The 22,131-nt window shown below is 67.8% G+C and carries 20 protein-coding genes and 1 tRNA gene; 18 read left to right on the top strand and 3 right to left on the bottom strand.

The window, feature by feature from the left end:
* Nucleotides 1-33 precede the first annotated feature (33 nt).
* From NED98_RS14230 to gyrB, 5 genes are all read left to right on the top strand, one after another.
* Nucleotides 34-1,296: a dicarboxylate/amino acid:cation symporter gene (locus tag NED98_RS14230; RefSeq protein ID WP_265313466.1), complete on the top strand. Its 1,263-nt coding sequence runs from the start codon at nucleotides 34-36 to the stop codon at nucleotides 1,294-1,296.
* Between the two features lie 69 nt (nucleotides 1,297-1,365).
* A complete protein-coding gene (locus NED98_RS14235) occupies nucleotides 1,366-2,169 on the top strand; it encodes a Coq4 family protein (RefSeq protein WP_265270653.1) in 804 nt (267 codons plus the stop codon).
* 202 nt (nucleotides 2,170-2,371) lie between these two features.
* Nucleotides 2,372-3,418, top strand: a complete 1,047-nt coding sequence (gene recF, locus NED98_RS14240) for a DNA replication/repair protein RecF (RefSeq protein WP_265313483.1) — start codon at nucleotides 2,372-2,374, stop codon at nucleotides 3,416-3,418.
* Nucleotides 3,419-3,601: 183 nt separating this feature from the next.
* A complete protein-coding gene (locus NED98_RS14245; protein ID WP_265313467.1) occupies nucleotides 3,602-4,846 on the top strand; it encodes an MFS transporter in 1,245 nt (414 codons plus the stop codon).
* A 51-nt stretch (nucleotides 4,847-4,897) separates the two neighbouring features.
* Nucleotides 4,898-7,390 (top strand): DNA topoisomerase (ATP-hydrolyzing) subunit B, encoded by a 2,493-nt coding sequence (gyrB, locus tag NED98_RS14250; RefSeq protein ID WP_265270657.1) that lies wholly within the window; start codon nucleotides 4,898-4,900, stop codon nucleotides 7,388-7,390.
* 105 nt (nucleotides 7,391-7,495) lie between these two features.
* On the opposite strand, the gene NED98_RS14255 is transcribed toward gyrB, so the two are convergent.
* Complete coding sequence (locus tag NED98_RS14255; protein ID WP_265313468.1) at nucleotides 7,496-8,773, bottom strand: Xaa-Pro dipeptidase; 1,278 nt, start codon at nucleotides 8,771-8,773, stop codon at nucleotides 7,496-7,498.
* A 98-nt stretch (nucleotides 8,774-8,871) separates the two neighbouring features.
* Between NED98_RS14255 and NED98_RS14260 the strand changes: the two genes are divergently transcribed.
* From NED98_RS14260 to NED98_RS14285, 6 genes are all read left to right on the top strand, one after another.
* Entirely contained in the window at nucleotides 8,872-9,096 is a 225-nt protein-coding gene (locus NED98_RS14260) for a DUF1272 domain-containing protein (RefSeq protein WP_265313484.1), read from the top strand.
* Nucleotides 9,097-9,101: 5 nt separating this feature from the next.
* A complete protein-coding gene (thiD, locus tag NED98_RS14265; protein WP_265313469.1) occupies nucleotides 9,102-10,241 on the top strand; it encodes a bifunctional hydroxymethylpyrimidine kinase/phosphomethylpyrimidine kinase in 1,140 nt (379 codons plus the stop codon).
* Nucleotides 10,229-10,837: a ribonuclease HII gene (rnhB, locus tag NED98_RS14270; RefSeq protein ID WP_179512737.1), complete on the top strand. Its 609-nt coding sequence runs from the start codon at nucleotides 10,229-10,231 to the stop codon at nucleotides 10,835-10,837. The genes thiD and rnhB overlap by 13 nt, the downstream gene beginning before the upstream one ends.
* Before the next feature lie 241 nt (nucleotides 10,838-11,078).
* Nucleotides 11,079-12,221, top strand: a complete 1,143-nt coding sequence (locus NED98_RS14275; RefSeq protein WP_284699566.1) for a site-specific DNA-methyltransferase — start codon at nucleotides 11,079-11,081, stop codon at nucleotides 12,219-12,221.
* 117 nt (nucleotides 12,222-12,338) lie between these two features.
* Nucleotides 12,339-13,394 carry a dihydropteroate synthase gene (gene folP / locus NED98_RS14280; protein WP_265313470.1) on the top strand — a complete coding sequence of 352 codons (1,056 nt, stop codon included), beginning with the start codon at nucleotides 12,339-12,341 and terminating at the stop codon, nucleotides 13,392-13,394.
* A gap of 6 nt (nucleotides 13,395-13,400) precedes the next feature.
* A complete protein-coding gene (locus NED98_RS14285) occupies nucleotides 13,401-14,093 on the top strand; it encodes an HAD family hydrolase (protein ID WP_265313471.1) in 693 nt (230 codons plus the stop codon).
* 36 nt (nucleotides 14,094-14,129) lie between these two features.
* On the opposite strand, the gene NED98_RS14290 is transcribed toward NED98_RS14285, so the two are convergent.
* Complete coding sequence (locus NED98_RS14290) at nucleotides 14,130-15,551, bottom strand: sigma-54-dependent transcriptional regulator (protein WP_265313472.1); 1,422 nt, start codon at nucleotides 15,549-15,551, stop codon at nucleotides 14,130-14,132.
* A 149-nt stretch (nucleotides 15,552-15,700) separates the two neighbouring features.
* Between NED98_RS14290 and NED98_RS14295 the strand changes: the two genes are divergently transcribed.
* The 7 genes from NED98_RS14295 (at nucleotide 15,701) to NED98_RS14325 (ending at nucleotide 20,401) form a co-directional block, all read left to right on the top strand.
* The gene (locus tag NED98_RS14295; RefSeq protein WP_179512733.1) at nucleotides 15,701-15,823 is read left to right on the top strand and encodes an aa3-type cytochrome c oxidase subunit IV; all 123 of its coding nucleotides are present in this window, start codon (nucleotides 15,701-15,703) and stop codon (nucleotides 15,821-15,823) included.
* Nucleotides 15,824-15,828: 5 nt separating this feature from the next.
* Nucleotides 15,829-16,950, top strand: coding sequence for an NAD(P) transhydrogenase subunit alpha (locus NED98_RS14300; RefSeq protein ID WP_265313473.1), 1,122 nt, complete (start codon nucleotides 15,829-15,831; stop codon nucleotides 16,948-16,950).
* Nucleotides 16,950-17,318 (top strand): hypothetical protein, encoded by a 369-nt coding sequence (locus NED98_RS14305; RefSeq protein ID WP_265313474.1) that lies wholly within the window; start codon nucleotides 16,950-16,952, stop codon nucleotides 17,316-17,318. The genes NED98_RS14300 and NED98_RS14305 overlap by 1 nt, the downstream gene beginning before the upstream one ends.
* Before the next feature lie 3 nt (nucleotides 17,319-17,321).
* The gene (locus tag NED98_RS14310) at nucleotides 17,322-17,621 is read left to right on the top strand and encodes an NAD(P) transhydrogenase subunit alpha part 2 (protein WP_179512730.1); all 300 of its coding nucleotides are present in this window, start codon (nucleotides 17,322-17,324) and stop codon (nucleotides 17,619-17,621) included.
* Nucleotides 17,622-17,714: 93 nt separating this feature from the next.
* Nucleotides 17,715-19,196 (top strand): NAD(P)(+) transhydrogenase (Re/Si-specific) subunit beta, encoded by a 1,482-nt coding sequence (locus NED98_RS14315; RefSeq protein WP_265313475.1) that lies wholly within the window; start codon nucleotides 17,715-17,717, stop codon nucleotides 19,194-19,196.
* A 141-nt stretch (nucleotides 19,197-19,337) separates the two neighbouring features.
* A complete protein-coding gene (locus NED98_RS14320; protein ID WP_265313476.1) occupies nucleotides 19,338-20,270 on the top strand; it encodes a winged helix DNA-binding protein in 933 nt (310 codons plus the stop codon).
* A gap of 55 nt (nucleotides 20,271-20,325) precedes the next feature.
* Nucleotides 20,326-20,401: transfer RNA gene (locus NED98_RS14325), tRNA-Val, on the top strand.
* 8 nt (nucleotides 20,402-20,409) lie between these two features.
* Here NED98_RS14325 and NED98_RS14330 read toward each other — a convergent pair.
* Nucleotides 20,410-21,876, bottom strand: coding sequence for a lipopolysaccharide biosynthesis protein (locus NED98_RS14330; protein ID WP_265313477.1), 1,467 nt, complete (start codon nucleotides 21,874-21,876; stop codon nucleotides 20,410-20,412).
* Nucleotides 21,877-22,131 lie beyond the last annotated feature (255 nt).

Below are 22,131 nucleotides of genomic sequence, written 5' to 3' on the forward strand. Positions count from 1 at the left end.
CGTAGATAAGAAAGCGCGATCCAAAGGAGCAGCATGTCGCCGTCAACCCGTATCCTGCTGGCGCTGGTTGCCGGCCTCGTCATCGGCATCATGCTCGCGGGGTTCGCGCCGCAAACGGTTGATCCGGCGGTGTCGATCGCGCGGCCGCTGGGCCAGGCGTGGCTCAACGGGCTGCAGATGACGATCGTGCCGCTGGTGTTCGCGCTGCTCGTCACCGGGGTCGCGGCGACCGCCGAGGCGGCGCAGGCCGGGCGCCTCGCGGCGCGCGCGGTCGGGCTGTATCTCGTCGTCATGGCCTGTTCGGCGATCGCGGCTGCCTTCCTGACGCCGCTGTTCCTCGATATCGCGCCGCTTCCGGCCGAATCCGCCGCCGCGCTGCGCGCCGCGCTCGCCGGGACGGAGACGATGCCGGCGGCGCCCGCGATCGGCGATTTCCTCGCCGGGATCGTCCCCGCCAATGTCCTCAAGGCCTCGGCGGACAGCAATTTCCTGTCGATGATCGTCTTCGCGCTGATCTTCGCCTTTGCGATCATGCGGATCGATGAGGATCTGCGCGTGCTGCTGACGCGCTTCTTCTCGGCGGTGCGCGATGCGATGCTGGTGGTGATCGGCTGGGTGTTGTGGATCGGCCCGGTCGGGGTGTTCGCGCTGGCGTTCGTCGTCGGGGCGAAGGCGGGCGGCGGCGCGTTCCACGCGCTGATCCATTATATCCTGATCGTCTCGGCGGTGGGGCTGGTCGTCTCGCTCGTCGCCTATCCGCTGGCGGTGATCGGCGGGCGCCTGCGGCTCGGCCATTATGTCCGCGCGGGATTGCCGACCCAGGCGGTGGCGATCTCGACCCAATCCTCGCTCGCCTCGCTCCCCGCGATGCTGGCGGGCGCGCGCGCGATGGGGGTCCCGGTGGCGACCGCCGGGGTGACCTTGCCGCTCGCGGTCGCGATCCTGCGCGCGACCGGCCCGGCGATGAACTTCGCGGTGGCGATCTATGTCGCCAAATGGTTCGGCGTCCCGCTCAACGCCGCGACGCTGGCGGCGGGCGCGCTGGTCGCGATGCTCACCTCGCTCGGGTCGGTCAGCTTGCCGGGGACGGTGAGCTTCGTCGGCGCGATCTCCCCGGTGTGCGCGACGATCGGCGCGCCGGTCGCGCCGCTCGGGCTGCTCGTTGCGGTCGAGACGATGCCCGATATCGTCCGCACCCTCGGCAATGTCATGTGGGATCTCGCCACCACCGTCACGCTCGCGCGCGGGCAGCGGGTGAGCGAGGACGAGGCCGATACGATCGTGGAACAAATATAGCGCCGAGGCGCTTATTGACAGCGGTGTGAGCAATCCTTATTGACATATCTGTCAGTAAGGAGCGATTCGATGGCCGCTACCCTTCCTCCCTTTCCCGGCACGACCGGTCGGCGCGATTGGCGCACCGCGTTCGAGGCGATCCGCAAATTGCTCGCCAACGGCGACGATACGGTGCAGGTGTTCCGCATCATGCGCGCGCTCAACGTCGGATCGACCGAGCGCGGTTATGCGCGGTTCCTCGCGACGCCCGAGGGCGGGCGGATGGCCTATGAGCGCGTCGAACTGGCGACGATCTTCGCCCAGCCCGGCTTCGCCGATCAATTCGCCCCCGGCACCGTCGGCGCCGCCTATCGCGATTTCCTCGTTTCGACCGGCTATTCCGCCGACGGCCTCGCCGCGGTCAGCCGCGAGGGCAGCGAGATCGAGGACATCGTCCATCCTTATGCCTGGTTCGGCCGCCGCGTCCGCGACACCCACGACATCTGGCACATCATGACCGGCTATAAGGCCGACGAAAGCCTCGGCGAGGCCGCGCTGGTCGCGTTCAGCTATGCGCAGGTCGGCGGGCTCGGCTGGGCGTTCATCGGCGCGGCGGCGGCGCTCAAGAGCCTGCGCGTCACCAAGAGCACCCTGTTCGCCAAGGCGGTGTGGGAAGGCTATCGCCACGGCCGCAAGGCGCAATGGCTGCAGGGCGAGGATTATCTCAAGCTGATGCACGAGCCGCTCGACGCGGCGCGCGCGCGGCTCGGCATCCGTCAGCCGGTCGCCTATCTCAAGGCGCAGCGCGAGCTGGGGCCGGAGCTCGCCTCCTATCTCAGCGAGCGCCGTCAGGCGACCGCCGAGGCCGGCGAGCCGCAGCGACTGGCGGCCTGATCCGCGAACCCTCCCGCTCCCTCGGGAGAGGCGATGGAGGGGGGGCTACGGCGCGCTTATTCCCTTTCGGCGCGCTGCCCCTCCATCGATCGTTCGCGGTTTTGCATCCACGTCACCCCGCTCTCGTGCCGGGGTGACGAGCGATTTGTGGTCTGGTCACCGCTGCTTCCCCGCCGTCGGATCAAACTCTATGGCGGGCGCAATGCTCGACCGGCTCGTCCTCACCGATTTCCGCAATCATGCCGCGTTGACGCTCGTGCCGGCGCCCGGGTTCGTCGTGCTGACCGGCGCCAATGGCGCCGGCAAGACCAATGTGCTCGAGGCGGTGTCGCTGCTCGCGCCCGGCCGCGGGCTGCGCCGCGCGCCGCTCGGGGAGATGGCGCGGCAGGGCGGGGCGGGCGGGTTCGGCGTCGCGGCGACGCTGGCCGACGGGACCGAGATCGCCACCGGTGCGCTGGCGAGCGCCCCCGAGCGGCGCGTCGTGCGGATCAACGGCGCACCCGCGCCGGGAAACGCGCTGGCCGAGCGGCTGGCGATCCTGTGGCTGACCCCGGCGATGGACCGGCTGTTCGTCGAGCCCGCCTCGGGGCGTCGTCAGTTCCTCGACCGGCTCGCGCTCGCGCTGCATCCCGGCCACGCCACACATGCCGCGCGCTATGACGCCGCGATGCGCAGCCGCAATCGCCTGCTCGCCGATGAGCGGCCCGACCCAGAATGGCTCGGCGCGCTCGAACGGCGGATGGCCGAACACGGCGCCGCGCTCGATGCGGCGCGGCGCGAGACGGTGGAGGCGCTCGCCGCACGGCTCGCGGCGCAGCCGGCGGGCGATTTCCCGCGCGCCGCCTTGTCGCTGGAGGGCTGGGCGGGCGACGCGGCGCAGCTCGCGCGCCAGCTCCGCGAAGGTCGCACGCGCGATGCCGCCGCCGGGCGCACGTTGGCGGGGCCGCATCGCATCGATCTGGCGGTGCTGCATCTCGAAAAGGACCGCGCCGCCGCGCTCGCCTCGACCGGCGAGCAAAAGGCGCTGCTGCTCGGCATCGTGCTCGCGCATGCCGATCTCGTCGCGGCGCGCACCGGTGCGGCGCCGCTGCTGTTGCTCGACGAAGTGGCGGCGCATCTCGATCCCGGCCGCCGCGCCGCTTTGTTCGCGCGGCTCGCCGGGCGCGGGCAGGTGTGGATGACCGGCACCGAACCTGCGCTCTTCGCCGATATCGACGCCGACGCGACGCGGATCGCGTTAACGGCCTAGCGCGCCCGCACAAACGTCCGTTCGCCTCTGAGCTTGTCGAAGGGCTGCACTTCTTTCGGCGGAATAGAAGCGCAGGGCTTCGACAGGCTCGGCCCGAACGGGAGAGGTCGGTCCGGTGTAACACACGATGCCCGCAGGGCTTTACCCCGCCGGCCACGCCGCTACGCTGTGCCGATGGAGCGGGTGGAAAGGATCGCCGCGGCCCACCCGAACGAGTGGCGCGGCGGCTGGCGGGTGATCGCTGCGGCGATGATCGGCAACGGCTTCGGGCCGGGCATGTACCAGAATCTGTCGAGCCTGTTCGTGCCCGGGATGACCGCGGCATTCGGCTGGACCCGTGGCGATATCGCCACCGCCGCCGGCATCGGGCTGATCGGCGCGCTCGGCGTGCCGGCGATCGGGCGGCTCGCGGACCGGCTCGGCGCCCGCCCGGTGATCGTCGGCGCGACCTTGCTGCTCGCCGCGACGCTGGCCGGTTTCGCGACGCTCGGCGGTGCCTTGTGGATCTATCAATTGCTGGTCCTATGCCTTGCGCTCAGCGTCGCGGGGACGAGCGCGGTGGTCTATGGCCGGCTGATCGCAGCGCGGTTCGTCACGCATCGCGGGATCGCGCTGGGGGTCGCGACCTCGGGGCTGTCGCTCTCGACGCTGGTGCTGTCGCCGCTTGTCGCCGGGGTGATCGCGCGGCACGGCTGGCGCGTCGGCTTCGCTGTGCTCGTCGCGCTGGTGCTGGCGGTGGCGTTGCCCGCGGTGCTGCTGCTGTTGCGCGGCGTCGTCGTCGCGCCGGTCCACCGTGCCGGCGAGGCTGAGGATATCGCGCCCGAAACGCTGCTCGCCGGGATGAGCGCGCGCGAGGCGCGGCGCGACGCGCGTTTCTGGCGGCTCGGGCTGGCGGTGGCGCTGGTCAGCCTCGCCAGCGTCGGGCTGATCACCCAGCTCGCGCCGTTCGGTACCGACCGCGGGCTCGGGCTCGAACAGGCAGCGTTGCTCGTCACCGCGTTCGGCGCGAGCCAGATCGTCGGGCGGCTGGCGATGGGGCTGCTGGTCGATCGTTTTCCGGCACGGCTGATCGCTGCCGGCTTCGCCGCAATCTCGGCGGCGGCCTTCGCCGGGTTGCTGCTGCCGGGATCGGGCGTGGCGGGGCTGGCAGCCTTGGTGTTCGCGGCGCTGCTGATGAACGGCGCGGAGAACGATCTGCTGCCGTTCCTCACCGCGCGGCTGTTCGGGCTCCGCGCCTATGGCGAAACCTATGGCGCGCTGCTGACGATGTCGCTGTTCGGCACCGCATCGGGGATCGTGATGTTCGGCCGGCTTTACGACGCCACCGGCAATTATGCCTGGCCGCTGTCGATCGCCGCCGGCGCGCTGGCGCTCGCCGCGCTGCTGTTCCTGACGCTGACCGAGCGACGCGGGGGCGAAGCGCTATAATCGCGTGCCATTTCGCTTTCGTTGCAGCGCCGCAATGCCTATATGATTGGCATGGCAGAACCCCAGAATTCGGAATATGGCGCTTCCTCGATCAAGGTGCTGAAGGGCCTGGACGCGGTGCGCAAGCGCCCCGGCATGTATATCGGCGATACCGACGACGGATCGGGCCTCCACCATATGGTGTTCGAGGTCTCCGACAATGCGATCGACGAGGCGCTCGCCGGGCATTGCGATCGCATCGACATCATGCTCAACGCCGATGGATCGGTCTCGGTCACAGACAACGGCCGCGGCATCCCGACCGGTATCCACCCGGAAGAGGGCGTTTCGGCGGCCGAGGTCATCATGACCCAGCTCCACGCCGGGGGTAAGTTCGAGAATACCTCGGACGACAATGCCTATAAGGTTTCGGGCGGGCTCCACGGGGTCGGCGTCAGCGTGGTCAACGCGCTGAGCGAATGGCTCGATCTCACGATCTGGCGCGACGGCGAGGAGCATTATATGCGCTTCGCCCACGGCGATGCGGTCGCCCCGCTCAAGGTGGTCGGCAAGGCCGAAGGGAAGAAGGGGACGCGCGTCACCTTCCTGCCCTCGCCCGCGACGTTCAAGATCACCGAATTCGATTTCGAGAAGCTCGAGCATCGCTATCGCGAGCTCGCCTTCCTCAATTCGGGGGTCCGCCTGTTCCTCACCGATGCGCGGCACGAGGAGCCCAAGACGGTCGAGCTTTACTATGAGGGCGGGATCGCCGCTTTCGTGAAGTGGCTCGATCGCGCCAAGCAGCCGCTGATGCCCGATCCGATCGCGATCACCGGCCACCGTGACGATATCGGGATCGACGTCGCGCTGGAGTGGAACGACAGCTATTACGAAAACGTCCTCTGCTTCACCAACAACATCCCGCAGCGCGACGGCGGCACCCATCTCGCCGCATTCCGCTCGGCGCTGACCCGCACGCTCAACGGTTATGCCGAAAAGTCGGGCATCCTGAAGAAGGAGAAGGTCAACCTTACCGGCGACGATATGCGCGAGGGGCTGACCGCGATCGTCTCGGTCAAATTGCCCGATCCCAAATTCTCCTCGCAGACCAAGGACAAACTGGTCAGTTCCGAGGTGCGCCAGCCGCTCGAAAGCCTGATGGCGGACAAGATGGCCGAATGGCTGGAGGAAAATCCGGCGCATGCGCGGACGATCATCCAGAAGATCATCGACGCCGCCGCCGCGCGCGAAGCCGCGCGCAAGGCGCGCGAGGCGAGCCGCAAATCGGTGATGGGAGTCGCGAGCCTGCCGGGCAAGCTCGCCGACTGCCAGGAGAAGGATCCGGCCAAGTCCGAATTGTTCATCGTCGAGGGCGATTCGGCCGGCGGCTCGGCCAAGCAGGGCCGCGACCGGCATTTCCAGGCGATCCTCCCGCTGCGCGGCAAGATCCTCAACGTCGAGCGCGCGCGGTTCGATCGCATGCTCTCCTCGCGCGAGATCGGCACGCTGATCCAGGCGATGGGCACCGGGATCGGGCGCGACGAATTCAACGCCGAGAAACTGCGCTACCACAAGATCGTCATCATGACCGACGCCGACGTCGACGGCGCGCATATCCGCACGCTTCTGCTGACCTTCTTCTACCGCCAGGTGCCCGAACTGATCGAGCGCGGGCATCTCTATATCGCGCAGCCGCCGCTCTATAAGGCGACGCGCGGCCGGTCCGAGGTCTATCTCAAGGACGAAAAGGCGCTCGACGATTATCTCGTCGATGCCGGCGTCAACGCAATGGTGTTCGAAACCGCGGGCGGCGCGCGCTCGGGGCAGGATCTCGCGGCGCTGCTCGATCATGCGCGGCGGATGCGCACGCTGATGCGCTATGTCCCGCGGCGCTACGATCCGGTGATCATCGAGGCGCTCGCGCTGGCCGGCGCGCTCGATCCCGAGCTGAGCCGCGCCGGACGCGAGGCGACCGTCGCGGAGGTTTCGCGGCGGCTCGACGCAGGCGATCGCGAGGCGACCTGGTCGGCGCGGTTGACCGAGGACGGCGGGATCCATTTCGAGCGGCTGTGGCGCGGGGTGACCGACCATCATGTCGTCGAGGCGGCGTTCATCGCTTCGGCCGAGGCGCGCAAGCTCCACACGCTGGCTGCCGAACAGGCCGAAACCTTCGCGGCGGCGGGCAAGCTCGTTCCCAACAAGGGCGCGCCGCAGGCCGAGGAAACCACCTCCGGCGACGAGGAAGAGGGCGAGCAGGCGGCAGCGACCGTGGGGATCGGCAAGGGCGAGACGCTCGTCGCGCGGCCGTCGCAACTGCTCGAGGCGGTGCTCGCAGCGGGACGCAAGGGGCTTGCGATCCAGCGCTACAAGGGGCTGGGCGAAATGAACCCCGAGCAATTGTGGGAAACCACGCTCGATCCGTCGAACCGCTCGATGCTCAAGGTGGCGATCGATCAGGCCGATGTCGCCGACGAGATCTTCACCCGGCTGATGGGCGACGTGGTCGAGCCGCGCCGCGAGTTCATCCAGGAGAATGCGCTGTCGGTGGCGAACCTCGACGTTTGATTCGACGGCCTACCCACCCCGTTCGGGCTGAGCCTGTCGAAGCCCTGCACTTTTCTTCCGAAGAAAGTGCAGCCCTTCGACAAGCTCAGGGCGAACGGCGGTGCGTTAACGCAGCGCGATCTCCTTGCCGCCCTTCACCACTCCGACGACATGCTCCAGCGCGCGGATATCGGTGAGCGGATCGCCTTCGACCGCGATCATATCGGCATAATGGCCGGGCGACAGCGCGCCGACGTCGGCGCTTTTGCCGAGCAGCGCCGCCGACACCACCGTGGCGGACTGGATCGCCTGCATCGGCGTCATGCCGTAGCGCACCATATAGGCGAATTGCCGCGCGTTGAGCCCGTGGGGATAGACCCCGGCATCGGTGCCGAACGATAATTTCACCCCGAGTTTCACCGCTTTGGCGAAACCCTGTCGTTGCGCCTCGGTCGTCTCGCGGTTCTTGCGGAGATATTCCGCCGGCCAGCCCGCCTTGGTCCCCTCGGCGTCGATCCAATCGCCGTCGAAGATGTCCATATCGAGCCACACCCCGGCGTCGCGCGCCATTTTGAGCCCTTCGTCGTCGATCAGGCTGGCATGCTCGATCGAGCGCGCGCCGGCGCGGATCGCGGCCTTCACCCCCTCGGCGCCGTGCGCATGGGCGATGCAATAGCTGCCGTGGCGTTTCGCCGCGTCGCACGCCGCCTTCATCTCCTCGGGAGTCAGTTCGAGCGCGCCGGGGGTCGAGCCGACCGCGAGCACCGCGCCGGTGGCGATCATCTTGATGAAATCGGCGCCGCGGCCGAACAGCATGTCGACCGCGTTGCGCGCGTCGTCGGCGTTGCGGACGTAACCCAGCTTCATATCGTCTGGCACCGGCACGTCGGGTGCCGCGCCGGTCACCGCGCCCCCGCCATTGGGGATCGTGATATAGGCGCCCGCCACCACCATCCGCGGCCCCTCCACGTCACCAGCCTCGATCGCGTCGCGCAGGGCGACGTCGGAAAGCCCGCGGAACACCCCGACGTCGCGGACAGTGGTGAACCCCGCCTGCAGCGTCTCGCGTGCGCGCCGCGCGCCCTTCAGGATCGTCGCGGTGGCGCTGTGGTGGAGCGCCTCGGCCGGGTCGCTGCTGTCGGCCCAGCCGTCGGCGACATGCGTGTGGCAATCGATCAGCCCGGGAAGCACGGTCAGCTTCGACCAGTCGATCAGCACCGCGGTCGCCGGCGGCGGGGTCCACGGCTGTACCGCGGTGACGCGCCCGTCGGTGATTTCGATGCGCTGGTTGGTCAGCACGCGGCCGCTTTCGGGATCGATCAGCCGCCCGGCCAGCACGTAGCGCGTTTCCGCCTGGGCGCCAGACGCCGCCGCCAGCGCCAACGCCAATCCGATCAGTCTCATGCTAGCTTCCCCCTTCGCGGCTGCGCGTTCCTTGCTTGTCGCGATTTCCCAGTCGGCAGGTGATTTCACCCGCCTCGAAATCGCTCTATGCCAGCTTCATGCTAGAGATGCGCCCCGATTGCGAACGCTGCGGCGTCGATTTGCCGGCGGATGAGGGCGGTGCCTTCATCTGCTCGTTCGAATGCACCTTCTGCGCCGAATGCGCCGACCAGCTCGACGAGGTCTGCCCCAATTGCGGCGGCGAATTGCTCGACCGGCCGGCGCGGGTCGGCGCGGCGCTGAAGAAATTCCCGGGCGCGACCGAACGCCGTTTCAAAGGGTGACCGCGATGACGCCGCGTGTGCTGATCGTCGCCGGCTCCGATTCGGGCGGCGGCGCGGGGATCCAGGCCGATATCCGCACGGTGACGATGCTCGGCGGTCATGCGATGACCGCGATCGCCGCGATCACTGCGCAAAATACCCTGGGGGTGCAGGCGATCCACGCCGTCCCGCCCGAAATGGTCGTCGCGCAGATGAAAAGCGTGATCGACGATATCGGGGTCGATGCGGTGAAGATCGGGATGATCGGCGCGGCCGAGACCGCCGCGGCGGTGGCGGAGGTGCTCGAAGCGCTGCCGGGCGTGCCGATCGTGTTCGACCCGGTGATGGTTGCGACCTCGGGGGCGGTATTGGCCGACGCGGCGACGGTCGACGCGTTCGAACGGCTGATGCGGGTCGCGACGCTCGTTACCCCCAATCTGCCCGAGGCGGCGGCGCTCGGCGGGGTGGAAGCGATCCGCGCGCACGGTGCTGCGGTGCTGCTCAAGGGCGGGCATGATGCGGGCGATGTGATCGCCGACACGCTGATCGCCGCGGACGGCACGCGCCAAACCTGGCAGGCGGTGCGAATCGAGACGGTCCACACCCACGGCACCGGCTGCACCCTTGCCAGCGCGATCGCCACCGGCGTGGCGCGCGGGCTGCCGTTGGCCGAGGCGGTGGCGCGCGCGCAGTTGTTCGTGCGGATCGCGCTGCGCGAGGCGCCCGGCTTCGGCGCGGGGCACGGCCCGATGGGGCATCATCGAGTACGGCTCGACAATGATCTCGGCGCGCCGACCCCCAATCAGATTACCTTGCCCGCGACCGATCATGCCGCGAGCTTCGCTTTCTATCGCGCGCTTGGTCTCACGCCGATCGTCGACAGCGACGCACGTTATGCGCGATTCGAAAGCGCTGGCGGCACGACCTTGTCGATCGAGGCGGCGGCTGAAGTCGGGGGGCGGCCGATCGTGTTCCTAGAGGTGACCGATCTCGACGCCGCGGTCGCCGTTGCCCGCGCGCAGGGCATCGAGGTGGCGGACCCGGTCGATCAATCGTGGGGGTGGCGCGAGGCGCGGCTCGCCGATCCGGCGGGCAATGCGCTCTGCCTTTATAGCGCTGGCGAGAATCGGCGTTTCCCGCCATGGCGGCTGACATGCCCGGATTGAAGCACGAGCGCCTCTTCCCCTTCCCCGTCGCGGGGGTCGACGAGGCGGGGCGCGGGCCGCTTGCCGGGCCGGTGGTCGCCGCGGCGGTGATCCTGCCCGCCAAGGGCGTGCCGCGCGGGATCGACGATTCGAAGAAACTCACCGCCGCGACCCGCGCCACATTGTGCGCGCGGATCACCGGCTGCGCGACGGTCGGCATCGGGGTGGTCGAGGCGGAGGAGATCGATACGCTCAACATCCACTGGGCGACGATGAAGGCGATGACGCTCGCGGTGGATGCGGTGGCGGCGACGCTCGGCCATGCGCCGGGGCATGTGCTGGTCGACGGCAACCGCCTGCCGCGCTGGGATTATCTCGCGACCGCCTTGGTCGGCGGCGACGCCTTGTCGCTGTCGATCGCCGCGGCGTCGATCGTCGCCAAGCACCACCGCGACGAGATCATGCTGCGCCACCACGCGGATTATCCGCATTACGGCTGGGCCTCGAACAAGGGCTATGGCAGCGCGGCGCATCTGCGCGCGCTCGACGAACATGGCCCGTCGCCGCTGCATCGACGCAGCTTCGCGCCGGTCGCGCAGGCGTTTTTGGTGTCGTGAGGCGCGATTCGGGGTGCCGAATGAGCCTGATGTGAAAAAAATTGCTATCGTTCCGGGCGGTGAGTCTTTCGCGTCACACCGCGAGATGTTGAGTCAAGCGACGCGGGCGGGACTCAACATCTGCCGGCGGACTCGTAATGTTCCACTTCGTTAACGTTTTCGCAACGAAGTTCGTTAACCAATGATCGCTTGACGGATTCCACATCCTTCGCGCTTCTGGCGCTTCACGAAGGGGGTATGCATGGGGGTCATCGAGAAGATTGCGGCGAAGCGCGGGCAGGTCGATGCCGGCGTCGCGGCCGATGCGGCGGTGCTGCCGCTCGATCAGATCCTGATGGGCGATTGCATCGCGATGATGCGCGCGCTGCCGGCCAAGTCGGTCGACATGATCTTCGCCGATCCGCCCTACAATTTGCAGCTCGGCGGTGAATTGTTCCGCCCGGACGGCAGCCATGTCGATGCGGTCACCGACGATTGGGACAAGTTCGATACCTTCGCGGCCTATGACGCCTTCACCCGCGCCTGGCTGAAGGAAGCGCACCGCATCCTCAAGGACAATGGCACGATCTGGGTGATCGGCAGCTATCATAACATCTTCCGCGTCGGTGCGGCGGTGCAGGATCTCGGTTATTGGATCCTCAACGACATCATCTGGCGCAAGGCCAATCCGATGCCGAACTTCCGCGGCACGCGTTTCACCAACGCGCATGAAACGCTGATCTGGGCGTCGAAGGGCGAGAAGTCGAAATATACCTTCAACTATCGCAGCATGAAGACGCTCAACGACGAACTGCAGATGCGCTCGGACTGGGAATTCCCGATCTGCGGCGGGCAGGAGCGGCTCAAGCGCAACGGGCAGAAGGTTCATCCGACGCAAAAGCCGGAAGCGTTGCTCTATCGCATCCTGCTCGCCTGCACCAAGCCGGGCGACGTGGTGCTCGATCCGTTCTTCGGCACCGGCACGACCGGCGCGGTGGCGAAGCGGCTCGGGCGGCACTGGATCGGGATCGAGCGCGAGCCGGGCTATTGCTCGGCGGCGATCGAACGCATCACCGACGCGCTGCCGCTCGACGAATCGGCGCTGTCGACGATGCAGTCGCCCAAGCAGCAGCCCAAGGTGGCGTTCGGCGTGCTCGTGGAGAATGCGATGCTTCCCGCCGGCAGCGTGCTGACCGACGCCAAGCGCCGCTTCCGCGCGACGGTTCGCGCCGACGGTAGCCTTGCCGGCGAATGCGGGACGATCGGTTCGATCCACAAGCTCGGCGCGACCTTGCAGAATGCGCCGGCGTGCAACGGTTGGACCTTCTGGCATTATGAGGCCGAGGACGGGCTTAAGCCGATCGACGCGCTGCGGCAGAATTACCTGCTCGCGACGCAGATTTAGGGACGAGATTCCCTCTCCCCGTTCGGGCTGAGCCTGTCGAAGCCCTGCACTTTCTTCCGACGAAGAAGTACAGCCCTTCGACAAGCTCAGGGCGAACGGGGGAGTTCGGTGAAACGAATGTCTAGCCTGCACCTCCGCCCGGTCCATTTCGTCGACACGCCCGTAGGCTTGCCCGAGGGCACGGTCGCAAGGCTTGCGGGCGGGATGCAGTGGTTCGCGGCTTACGAGCTGCGCGACGCCGGCACCCGGCGGATCGTCGCCGTCGCCGACATAGAGAACCACGGCGAGCGTGCCGCGCTGCTCCACCAGCGCGTCACCGCGCCGCGCGCGCCGCTCAAGCTGGGTGAGCGCATCTTGCGTTTCGATCAGCCGGTGGTCGCCGGCATCCTCAACGTGACCCCCGATAGTTTCTCCGACGGCGGGGCGCATCATGACGATCCGGCCGGCGCTGCGGCGGCGGGGATCGATATGCTCGCGGCGGGGGCGGGGCTGATCGATCTCGGCGGCGAATCGACCCGCCCCGGCGCGCCGCTGGTCTGGGAAGGCGACGAGGCCAGGCGGGTCGCGCCGGTGATCGAGCGGCTCGCGGCGGCGGGCGCGTTGGTTTCGATCGACACCCGCAAGGCGCCGGTGATGGAAGCCGCGCTCGCGGCGGGCGCGACGATCGTCAACGACGTGTCGGCTCTGCTGTGGGACGATCGTTCGGCGGGCGTCGTGGCGCGCGTGGGGTGCCCGGTGATCCTGATGCACTCGCCCGATCCGAAACAGGGGCCGCACGGCGGCACCGGCTATGCCGATGTGGTGGGCGAGGTGTTCGACTGGCTCGAGGCGCGGATCGCCGCTGCGGTTTCGGCCGGCGTCGATCGCGCGCGCATCATGGTCGATCCGGGGATCGGCTTCGGCAAGTCGCTGGCGGACAATCTCGCGTTGATCAACGATCTCGCGCTGTTCCACGGGCTCGGCTGCCCGATCATGCTCGGCGCGAGCCGCAAAAGGATGATCGGCGCACTGTCCAACGAGGCGCCGGTGCGCGATCGGTTGGGCGGTTCGATCGCGCTGGCGCTGAAGGGCGCAGAGGCCGGCGTGCAGCTGCTGCGCGTCCATGACGTCGCCGAGACGGTGCAGGCGCTGCGCGTGTGGCGTGGCCTGCGCGATCGCGCCTTGCTAGGCTGAGCCGCGATGCTCGACCTTATCTGCCTCGATGCCGATGATACGCTTTGGCACAATATGCGCTTCTTCGCCGCGGCAGAGGAGGCGTTACTGGCGATGCTCGCGCCGTTCGCCGACGCCGGTATCGCGCGCGAGGCAATGGCCGCGGCCGAGCTGCGCAATCTCGCGCATTATGGATATGGCGCGAAAAGCTTTACGCTCTCGATGATCGAGGCGGCGCTCGATCTGGGCGGCGATGCGCTGCCGCTTTCGGCGATCCGCGAGATATTGGCGGCGGGAAAGACCTTGCTCGCGCATCCGGTCGAGCTGTTCGAGGGGATCGAGGACACGCTCGATCAGCTTGCCGCGCGTGCGCGGCTGGTGCTCGTCACCAAGGGCGATCTGCTCCACCAGGAAACCAAGCTCGCCGCCTCGGGGCTGGGCAGCCGGTTCGCCGGGATCGAGATCGTCAGTGACAAGACCCCCGACACGTTCCGCCGGCTGTTCGCGCGTTATGATGCACGGCCCGAACGCTGCGTGATGGCGGGCGATTCGATGCGCTCGGATGTGCTGCCCGCGCTCGCCGCGGGGGCCTGGGCGGTGTTCATCCCGCAGGCCGACGCCTGGGCGCATGAGGCGGCCGCGCCCCCGGAGGATCGCGCGCGCTTCGCGACGCTCGACCGGCTGGCCGATCTGCCGGCGTGGATCGACCGGATCGCCTGACCGTCGTCCAGCTTGCGCTGGGGTGACGGCCGCCAGTTAGGCCGCGTTGTCGATGCCGAGTTCGACCAGCTTGCGATAGAGCGTCGAGCGCCCGATCCCGAGCCGGCGCGCGACTTCGGTCATACGGCCGCGATAATGGCCGATCGCGAGGCGAATCACGTCGGCCTCGATTTCCTCGAGCGAGCGCAGATGCCCGTCGGTGCGGAACAAGGTGACCCCGCCCGAGGTGCTGATCTGCTGCGCGTGCGACGGATGGCCGCGACGCCCGGCGAGCGCGGCGATCTGCGGGAAATCCCCCCGCGTCAGCGCGTCGCCCTCGCACAGCACCGCGGCGCGGAACAAGGCGTTCTGGAGCTGGCGGACGTTGCCCGGCCAATCATATTCGACGAGCAGCGCGAGCGCGTCGTCGGTGATGCCGAACTGGCGCAGCCCGGGCTGGCGCGCGATTCGCGCGAGCAGGTGGCGCGCGAGCGCCGGGATATCGCCGGTGCGATCGCGCAGCGGCGGGATGGTCACCTGCACCGCATTGAGCCGGTAATAGAGATCCTCGCGGAACCGCCCCGCCTCGACTTCCTCGATCAGCCGGCGGTTGGTCGCGGCGATCACGCGGACGTCGACCTCGCGCGCATGATGCGCGCCGATCGGCTGCACCTCGCCGGTTTCGAGCACGCGGAGCAATTTGACCTGCGCGTCGAGCGGCATTTCGCCGACCTCGTCGATGAAGATCGTGCCGCCGTCCGCCTCGACGAATTTGCCCGTCTTGCGGTCGAACGCCCCGGTAAAGGCGCCGCTTTCATGCCCGAACAACTCGCTCTCGACCTGATTCGCCGGGGTGGTGCCGCAATTGACCGTGACCATCGGCTTGCGATTGCGCGGCGAAGCGGCGTGGATCGCCTCCGCCACCACTTCCTTGCCGACCCCGCTTTCGCCGTCGATCAGCACCGCGACGCGCGCGCGCGCCGCCTTGGCCGCGATCGCCAGCGCGGCGCGGAAATCGGGGGCGGAGCCGACGATCTCGTCGAACCCGAGCATCGCCGGGATTTTTTCGGTCAGCGGGCGCAACTCGCCCGCCTCGGTGCCGGCGACCGCCGCCTCGAGCGCGGCGAGCAACCGTTCGGGCGCGAGCGGCTTGACCAGGAAATCGGTCGCCCCGGCGCGCATCGCCGACACGGCATGCGCGACCGAGCCGTTGGCGGTCATCATCAGCACGGGCAAAGCCGGGCGGCGGCTGCGCAGCTCGGCGATCAACTCGCTGGCATCCTCGTCCTCGTCCCAATGATCGAGCAGGATGGCGTCGAGCTGCATCCCTTCCTGGGTGCCGAGCGTCGCGATCGCCATGTCGCCATCGTCGGCGAACACCGTGCGCCAACCGCCACGCGCCGCCAACGCCGCGACAAGGCGGCGCTGTGCCGCCTCATTCTCGATCAGCATTAAGAGCCGTTGACCGTTGCGCGTCATAATCTGTCCCGTTCCGATACGGGAGAGACAGATAGGCCGCTACGGGTAAACGGTCGCTTAAGCAGCAATATTGCGTTCGACTTGGGGTTGAGGCGTTGAACATGCCCCGATAAGGGGGCAATGCGAATCGGGGGAAGCGAGAGGACGCGATGGCCGACAAGTCCGACATGAAAGCACATGTGACGACCTACACCGGCGTCATGAGCCTGCTGAAATGGGGTACGCTGGGCGTGGCGCTGATCGCAGCGCTCGTGATCTGGCTGATCCACTGACCGGCATGAAGATCGCCGTTCTCAAGGAGACTGCTCCCGGCGAACGGCGTGTTGCCGCCACGCCGGAAACGGTCAAGAAGTTCGTTGCGCTCGGCGCCGAACTCGCCGTCGAGCGCGATGCCGGCGCCTCAGCCGCTTTCGCCGATCAGGGCTATGCCGATGCCGGCGCGACGATCGGCGAGCGCGCCAGCGTCGTGCAGGGCGCGGATATCGTGCTCGGGGTGCAGGGGCCTGACGTCGCCAGCCTGACCGGGGCGAAGCCGGGGGCGTGGATCGTCGCCGGGCTGAACCCGTTCGGCGATCGCGCGCGCGTCGATGCTTATGCATCGGCCGGGTTCGAGGCGCTGGCGATGGAATTCATGCCGCGCATCACGCGTGCGCAGTCGATGGATATCCTGTCGTCGCAGTCGAACCTTGCGGGCTATAAGGCGGTGCTCGATGCAGCGGCCGAATATGGCCGCGCCTTTCCGATGATGATGACCGCGGCGGGCACGGTCTCGGCGGCGAAATGCTTCGTGATGGGGGTCGGCGTCGCCGGGCTCCAGGCGATCGCCACCGCGCGGCGGCTTGGCGCGCAGGTCTCGGCAACCGACGTGCGCTCGGCGACCAAGGAGCAGATCCTCTCGCTCGGCGCCAAGCCGATCTTCGTCGAGAATGTCGCCGGGATCGAAGGCGAAGGCTCGGGGGGCTATGCCACCGAAATGTCGCCCGAATATCAGAAAGCGCAGGCCGAGCTGGTGTCGGGCCACCTCGCCAAGCAGGATATCGTCATCACCACCGCGCTGATCCCGGGGCGCCCCGCGCCGCGGCTGATCAGCGATGCGCAGCTCGCGACGATGCGGCCGGGCAGCGTGGTCGTCGACCTCGCGGTCGAGCAGGGCGGCAATGTCGAGGGCGCGGTCGCCGGCGAGGTGGTCGAGCGTCATGGCGTCAAGATCGTCGGGCATCGCAACGTGCCGTCGCGGCTGCCGGCCGACGCCTCCGCGCTCTTCTCGCGCAACCTGTTCAACTTCCTGTCAGCCTTTTGGGACAAGGATCAGGGCCGGCCCGTGCTTGATGCCGAGATCGGCGATGCGATCCGGCTGACCAAGGACGGCAAGGTCGTGAACGAAAGGCTTGCGGGATGATGTTGGCGTTGTTGTTGCTCGCGGCGAACGCGTCGGTGCCGGCGGCGGAGCGTCGGCCGGTCGATGTGCGCTCCACCAGCGACGATGCGCTGACCCAGCGGCTGTCCGACGCGCTGACCCGGAGCCTGGGGAGCGCCAAGCGGTTGCGCCCGGCGGAGGGCGACGACAAGACCGGGCTGTCGCTGGTCATCCTCGGCAGCGTCACCCCGAAGGGCGACCGGTTCGATTATATGGTCGATCTGGTGAAGCCGGGCGACAATCTGTCGTCGCAGCGGCTGGCGTCGATGAGCGGCACGTGCCGCGAGGAACAGATCGCGCGCTGCGCGGCGGACATCGTTTCCAAGGCCGAGCGCAAGGTGAAGGACTGAGCCATGGATTTCATCGCGATCCTGTCGATCTTCGTGCTGGCGTGTTTTGTCGGCTATTATGTCGTCTGGTCGGTCACCCCCGCGCTGCACACCCCGCTGATGGCGGTGACCAACGCGATTTCCTCGGTGATCATCGTCGGCGCGCTGATCGCTGCGGCGGCATCGGGCAGCCTGGGGTCGAAATGGCTCGGGCTGGTCGCGGTGACGCTGGCCAGCGTCAATATCTTCGGCGGCTTCGCCGTCACCCAGCGGATGCTGGCGATGTACAAGAAGAAAGAGCGGCCGGCGGCCGCCAAACACTGACGCGTCGCCCCGGCGGATAAGCCGGGGTCTATCCGCAGGCGTGCCGGGGGCACGAAATCCCGGCGCCGGCCGGGATGACGAGGGGGAAGATGAATGGAACACGTCGCGGTAAATCCCTGGGCGGCTCTGGCCTATCTGATTGCCGGCGTGTGCTTCATCCTTGCATTGCGCGGGCTGTCGAGCCCGACGTCGAGCCAGCGCGGCAACCGCTTCGGCATGATCGGCATGGGGCTGGCGCTGATCACCACGTTGATCACGCATGTGCCGACGATCCATGTGCTGGTGGTCGGTCAGGCGGAGGATGTCGACTATTGGGCGATATTCAGCCGCGTCGACCCGGTCGCGTTGCTCGAGATCCTCGCCGCGATCGGCGTCGGCGCCGCGATCGGTCTCACCACCGCGCGCAAGATCGCGATGACCGCGATGCCGCAGCTCGTCGCCGCGTTCCACAGCCTCGTCGGCATGGCCGCGGTGCTCGTCGCCTGCGCCGCCTATCTCAACCCGGCAGCGTTCGGGATCGTCGACCCGTTCGGTCAGATCCTCACCGTCAGCCGGATCGAAATGGGGCTCGGCGTCGCGATCGGCGCGATCACCTTCTCGGGCTCGGTGATCGCCTTCGCCAAATTGAACGGCAATATGGGGGGCGCGCCGATCATGCTGCCGGGGCGGCATGTGATCAATCTCGGCGTGCTCGCCGGCATCCTGCTGCTGATCGCCTATTTCACCCAGGATCAGGCGCCGTGGGTGTTCTGGACGGTGACCTTGCTGTCGTTCGCGATCGGCTTCCTGCTGATCATCCCGATCGGCGGCGCCGACATGCCGGTCGTCGTGTCGATGCTCAACAGCTATTCGGGGTGGGCCGCGGCGGCGATGGGGTTCACGCTGCACAACACCGCGATGATCATCACCGGCGCGCTGGTCGGCTCGTCGGGCGCGATCCTGTCCTACATCATGTGCCGCGCGATGAACCGCAGCTTCATCAGCGTGATCGCGGGCGGGTTCGGCGCCGAGGCGGCCTCGACCGGCGGCGCGGCCAAGGTCGATCGCCCGTGGAAGCGCGGCTCGGCCGAGGATGCCGCCTTCCTGATGTCGCAGGCCGAACAGGTGATTATCGTTCCCGGCTACGGCATGGCGGTGGCGCAGGCGCAGCACGCGCTGCGCGAGATGGGCGACAAGCTCAAGGAACATGGCGTCCGCGTCAAATATGCCATCCATCCGGTCGCCGGGCGCATGCCGGGGCATATGAACGTGCTGCTCGCCGAGGCGAACGTGCCCTATGACGAGGTGTTCGAGCTCGAGGACATCAACTCCGAATTCGCGCAGACCGACGTCGCCTTCGTCATCGGCGCCAATGACGTGACCAACCCGGCGGCGAAGACCGACAAGTCCTCGCCGATCTACGGCATGCCGGTGCTCGACGTCGAAAAGGCCAAGACGGTGCTGTTCGTGAAGCGCTCGATGGGCGGTGTCGGCTATGCTGGTGTCGACAACGACGTCTTCTATATGGACAATACGATGATGCTCCTCGCCGACGCCAAGAAGATGGTCGAGGAAATCGTCAAGTCGCTCGACTGATCCCTCGCCGCAGTCGCCTCCGTTTCGGAGGCATTTTTCCTTTCCCCCCGATGTCCACAGTCCGAATCGGAGCTTGATGCGCTGCGCCGCCGAAGCGGCATGCGTAACCTGTATCCGATCGTTTAAGCTCGGAGGATCGGAATGCTGGAGGGGGAAGGGCGCGCCGCCGCGACGCGTGCGCCGTTCGACGCGCTGATCGTCGCGACGCCGGATTTCGCGCGCGATCGGTCGCTGCGCAACGTGGTGGAGACGACGGGCGGCCGCGTGCTCGCCAGCGTCAGCTGGGACGAGGCGGTTGCGCGCGTCGAGGCGACCGTCGTCGCGCCGCTGCTGCTGCTCGATACGGCCGGGGCGGATGATGAGCAGCTCGCCGCGGCGCTCTATCGCATCGACGGTATCGCTACCGGGCGAGGACTGGCGATCGTCGCTGGATTGACGACGGCGCAGATCGATATCGCGAGCGCGGGACTGGTCGGGCCGCAGGTCGCGTTGCTGTGCGATCCCACGTCGCTCGATTGGGTCGGGGCGGTGGCGGCGTGGCGCGCGCTCGACGGCCTGCCGCTTCACGATCGCGTCGCCGAGAGCGAGGCGGCGCGGCTGGCGCGGCTCAACGAGGAAGTCGCCCGAATCGCCGATGTGCTCGCCCGGCTCAGCCGACCGCGCGAGGCGCGCGATTCGGTCGCCGACATGCAATTCGCTTTCGCAGCGCGTGGGCGGGAGCCACCGGCGATCGATCCCGCCGAGGTTCGCCAGGTCATTCGCGCGCGGCGGTTGCGCGATCGCCAGTTCGGCAAGGGGCTGTTCGAGGATCCGGCGTGGGACATGATGCTCGATCTGTTCGCGGCGCAGCTCGAGCGCGCGCAGGTTTCGGTCTCGAGCCTGTGCATCGCCGCCGCCGTCCCGCCGACCACCGCCTTGCGCTGGATCACGCGGATGACCGAGGCGGGGCTGTTCGAGCGACAGCCCGACCCCTTCGACCGCCGGCGCGCGTTCATGGCATTGTCGCCGCGCGGGCTGGAAGGGATGCGCAATTATGTCGCGGCAGCGCGCGCGATGGGGTTGCCCCTGGTCTGACCGGCATTGAACACTTGCGATGCGGCGCCGGCTCTGTCATCCGGCGCGCTCCCGTGGGCGGTTAGCTCAGTTGGTAGAGCATCTCGTTTACACCGAGAGGGTCGGCGGTTCGAGCCCGTCACCGCCCACCACGGTTCTTTCAGCGCCCGATCAATCCGCGCAGTTCGGCGATCGTCCCGCGCGCGAAGACGAACAGCCACCCGCCATAGACCAATGCCCCCGCCGCGACGAGGATCGCGAGCTGCGGCAGCGCGGGGAGCGGGGGCAGCAGCGCGGCGATACCCGTCACCGCCAGCGCCATCGCCAGCGCGGCGGCGAACGGCGTGGCGATCGCATCGGCCAGCCCGCGCGCGGTCACCCCGATCACCGGCAGCGCGCGCCAGCATGAGGCGACGAGATAGAGTGGATAAGCGGCGATCCACGCCCAGCCGAGCCCGACCGGCCCCCAGCGTACCGCGACCAGGAAGGCACAGGCGAGGATTGCCGCACCGACCGCGCCGTTGCGCACCCCGATTCCGGGGCGGCCACGCGCGTCGCACGCCGGGGTGAGCAACACCTGCAGCGTCATGAACGGCATTGCGCAGGCGAGCAGCCGCACGACGGGAATCGCCTCGGCCCATTTGTCGCCGAGCATCGTCAGCACCAAGGGCTCGGCGGTGATCGCCAGCCCGGTATAGAAAGGCAATGCGACGAGCATGATCACGCGCACCGCCTTGACGAAGGCGGCAGCGGTCGCGGCGGGATCGTGCTGGATGCGCGCATAAGCCGAGAAAGCCACTTCGTTGAGCGGCGGCACGAATTTCGAGACGAAGATCTGCGTCAGGAACAGGCTGGTGGTATAGATGCCCAGCATGTGCGGGGTGAAATGGCGCCCGGCGATGAACACGTCGGCCTGGCTCTGGAGGAACCAGAAGAGCTGGCTCGCTGCCATCATCCCGCCGAATCGCGCCAGCCCGCCCGCGCCGCGGAAATCGAACGACGGCCACACCAGGACACGCGCGGCGATCGTCAGCCCGATCGCGCGGGTACCGAACAACGCCATCGGCGCGAACACCAATGTCCACACCCCCCAGCCGGCGAGCGCACCGCCCAACGCGGTCGACGCGCTGACGATCGATGCGACGATATTGACCTTGGCCTGGCGGCGGAAATCCATCTCGCGGTTGAGCACCGCATAAGGGAGCGCGATGAACGGCGTCGCGATATAGAGCAGGCTCTGGACGCGCAGCAGCGCCGCCACCTCGGGCTGGCGATAATAGCTTGCCGCGACCGGCGCGATCAGCAGCTGCGCGATCGCCAGCGTGGCGTTGAGCGCGATCAGCATCCCGAACAGCTGGCGCACCTCGTGGCGCGAGACGCTCTCGCGCTGCACCAGCCCGCTCGCCAGTCCGTAGCCGTTGAGCATGTTGAGGAACACCAGCACGACGCCGGTCATCGCATAGAGGCCGTAATCGTGCGGGCTGAGGATCCGAATCACCAGAAAGGTCGCCGCCCATTGCACGAGCTGGGCGACGATCTGGCTCCCCGAACGCCAGATGACCGCGTTGCGCACCTGTCGGGCGAACGATTCTCGGGGCTGATTCGATTGATTCGCGGCGGCTTCCATCCCGACCGCGCTAGCCGATCCGGCTTCACAACGGGTTAAAATGGCGGATTTCCTTGGTTTTTCGATGACGGAAACAAAATTGCAAAATAGTGTTTGACGGCTCGGGTGAGCGGGCATAGAAGCCACCTCACCGACGGGGCGCTCCACTGGGACGCTTTGTTGGGGCAGCGAAAACGCAGGCGCCAGGGTGCTCCACGAAAAATGGGGTGAGACCGGGCGTCGGTTTTTGTCGGCTCTTTGACATTGTGATTTAGA

Source organism: Sphingomonas lycopersici (assembly GCF_026130605.1).
Taxonomy (GTDB): Bacteria; Pseudomonadota; Alphaproteobacteria; order Sphingomonadales; family Sphingomonadaceae; genus Sphingomonas; species Sphingomonas lycopersici.